General features: G+C 56.5%; 2 protein-coding genes. Both read left to right on the top strand.

Features of this window, described 5'->3' with window-relative positions; genetic code table 11:
* Positions 1-311 precede the first annotated feature (311 nt).
* Positions 312-1,676 (top strand): sodium-dependent transporter, encoded by a 1,365-nt coding sequence (locus ACUJB0_RS31655; RefSeq protein WP_444848726.1) that lies wholly within the window; start codon positions 312-314, stop codon positions 1,674-1,676.
* Between the two features lie 80 nt (positions 1,677-1,756).
* A complete protein-coding gene (locus ACUJB0_RS31650) occupies positions 1,757-2,971 on the top strand; it encodes a sensor histidine kinase (protein WP_444848725.1) in 1,215 nt (404 codons plus the stop codon).
* The last annotated feature ends 125 nt before the right edge of the window (positions 2,972-3,096 follow it).

Here is a 3,096-nt window from a genome sequence, read left to right as displayed (position 1 = left end):
TAGTCTGCTGTGCACTTTCATCAAACGTCCACACTTATCGACTGTTAATTTTTAAAGAACTTTATTCGGTACTGCGTTTGCTGCGAAGCGTTGTGTCCGTCAGCGAAGAAGGAAGAGTATGAAGCGTTTAGATCGTTTCGTCAACCCCGTTTTTTAGTACCCCGTACTAAAAAACTTTTTCTCGTTTCACTCAGCAACATGTGCTGTGTTCTGCGAGGGGTCGAACTATAGCAAAGGTAGCGCGATATCCGCAAGGCCTTTTTTCGAGCTGCTACAATCCCGCCCTTTAGAATATGGCAGGAATGCACGCAATGACTCACAACACCATCAAGCGCGGCGGCTTCAGCTCCAGCTTCGGCGTCCTCGCAGCGACGCTCGGCTCGGCCGTGGGACTCGGCAATATATGGAAATTTCCATATCTGACTGGCGCCAACGGCGGCGCCGGCTTCTTGCTGATCTACCTCCTTGCGACCCTGGTCATCGGCCTGCCAGTGATGATCGCGGAGATCGCCATGGGCCGCGCGGCCAAAGCCAATCCGATCACTGCGCTGCAACAGCTCAGTCCTAGAAAGGGAATGCCTTGGTGGCTGGTTGGCGCGGCCGGCATGGCGGCAGCCTTTCTGATCCTGTCCTTCTATTCCGAGGTGGTGGCCTGGGTTTTCGCTTATGTATTCAAGGCCATTGGCGGTTCCATCCTGAGTAGCGACCGCCACGTCACAGAAGGCGCGTTCGCAACGCTGATCGCCGATCCGATGCAGTCGCTGCTGTGGCAATGGGGAGTGCTCGCCTTCATCGGCGGCATCCTGCTGATGGGCGTAACCAAGGGCATCGAAGGCATCGCCAAGAAACTGATGCCGATACTGTTCCTGTTGTTACTGCTGCTGTGCGCGGTCAGCCTGTCGCTGGACAAGGCAAGCGACGGTTTAGCCTTTCTGTTCCGTCCTGACTTCAGCAAGATCACCGCCGGCGTCATACTCACCGCGATGGGCCTGGCGTTCTTCAAGCTGTCCCTGGGCATGGGCACGATGATGACCTACGGCTCCTACTTCCGCGACGATCAAAATATTCCCCAGACCACGCTGCGCGTCATGGCAGCCGACCTGTGCGTGTCCATGCTGGCTGGCATCGCGATCTTTCCGGCAGTGTTCACCTTCGGCTTTCAGCCAGCGGCTGGGCCGGCACTGGTGTTCATTACCATCCCCGCCGTGTTCTCGCAAATCCCCGGCGGCCAATTGTTGATGATCGCCTTCTTTGTGCTCGCCTCCGTGGCAGCCACCGGCGCGATGCTGTCGTTGATGGAAGTACCGGTCGTAATCCTGCATGAGCGCCTAGGCCTCAGCCGCGTGAAGGCCACGCTGCTGACCATCGCCTTCCTGATGCTGCTGGGCTCCAGCTGCGCATTGACGAACAGTGTGCTGGCTGATTTCAAGCTGTTCAGCATGAACATGTTCGACCTGTTCGATTTCGTTTCGTCCAACGTATTGTTGCCACTGGGTGGCATCTTGCTAGCGGTCTTTGTGGGCTGGGTGTGGGGCGCGGACAAGTTCAATCAGGCGCTGTCGAATCAGGGAAAAATAAGCAACCAGGCCACGACTCGCGTGGTGTTCTTCCTGCTGCGCTATGTCTCGCCAGTACTGATTCTTTTGGTGATGTTGAAAGGACTAAATTTACTGTAGACACAACGGTCTCGCTCTTTTTTCACCATCGCCTGAACTGTATGCCTATACTATCGTGATCGTGAATATCCTCAGGCTGCATGATGAACCAGAGCGAGATCCCCGCAATTCCGATGCCGACGATACTCATCGTCGACGACTCTCTTTCCTATCTGTCGGCCCTGCTGGACCGGCTCGAGCGGCACGGCTTCATGATCGTGCTGGCACAAACTGCCGCTGAAGGCTTGATGCGCGCGGAGTTCGCCGAGCCGGACTTGATTCTGCTCGATGTGGTCATGCCCGGTATCGACGGCTTCGAAGCCTGCCGGCGCCTCAAGGCCTGCAAGGCCACTAAAGATATCCCGGTCATCTTCATGACCGGCCTGACCGACCCCAAGCAAAAAGTCACGGGCTTCGATGCCGGCGGCGTGGACTACATCACCAAACCATTCCAGATCGAAGAGGTACTGGCCCGCATAAATACCCATCTGGCGCTGCGCAGGGCCAATCGCGAATTACAGGACATGATCATCACCCTGGACAAGGCGCGCGAAGACCTGGTGCGCAACCAGCGGCTGGCTGGACTGGGTGCGATGGTGGCCGGGATTGCACATGAATTGAATACGCCGATCGGCAACAGCCTGATGGCCTCCACCACGTTCGAAATGCAGACCGATGAGATCACCAGGCATCTGACGGCGGAAGGCGGTATCACGCGCAAGGAGTTTGAGCACTACATCAAGAATGCGCAGCTGTCGGTGGACATCCTCGGCCGCAATTTGCATCGCGCAGCGGAGATCGTTACCAATTTCAAACAGGTGGCGGTCGACCAGACCAGCTCTCAACGCCGCAGTTTTTTATTGGCGGAGGTGGTGGCGGGCAACGTGCTGACGCTGCAGCCGACAATCAAGCGCACCCCTTACGTGATCCAACAACGGATACCGCCGGACCTGATGATGGAAAGTTATCCAGGTCCGATTGGGCAGGTAATCACCAACCTGATCAACAACGCCATCTTGCATGGTTACGAAGGCCGCAACGAAGGGTTGATCGACATCTCGGCCAGCCTGTCCGGCCAGGGCTTGGTGACGCTATCGGTGGAAGATCATGGCGCCGGCATCCAGAACGAATATCTGCCGCGCATCTTCGATCCTTTCTTCACCACCAAGCTGGGCGTTGGCGGATCGGGCTTGGGGCTGAATATTGTCCACAATATTGTCACCGAGATTCTGGGCGGCGCCATCGCCGTCGTCAGCGAGCCAGGCGGTGGGACCCGGTTTACGCTGACGCTGCCGATGCTGGCGCCGACCCGCTAAAACTGTTCACAGTTTGACAGACGAAAAAAAGCCCCGACTGGATCACCAGAAGGGGCTTTTTAATATAACTAGCCTGACGATAACCTACTTTCACACTGGTTGCAGCACTATCATCGGCGCAGAGT

The organism is Duganella caerulea, assembly GCF_040362985.1.
Lineage (GTDB): Bacteria > Pseudomonadota > Gammaproteobacteria > Burkholderiales > Burkholderiaceae_D > Rugamonas > Rugamonas vulcania.
Note: the sequence above shows the minus strand (reverse complement) of the source record. Positions and strands in the feature narration are given on the sequence as shown.

What these genes read in the sequence shown, in the direction of transcription:
- ACUJB0_RS31655 (WP_444848726.1), top strand. Translation starts at nt 312, where the DNA reads ATGACTCACAACACCATCAAGCGCGGCGGCTTCAGCTCCAGCTTCGGC.
- ACUJB0_RS31650 (WP_444848725.1), top strand. Translation starts at nt 1,757, where the DNA reads ATGATGAACCAGAGCGAGATCCCCGCAATTCCGATGCCGACGATACTC.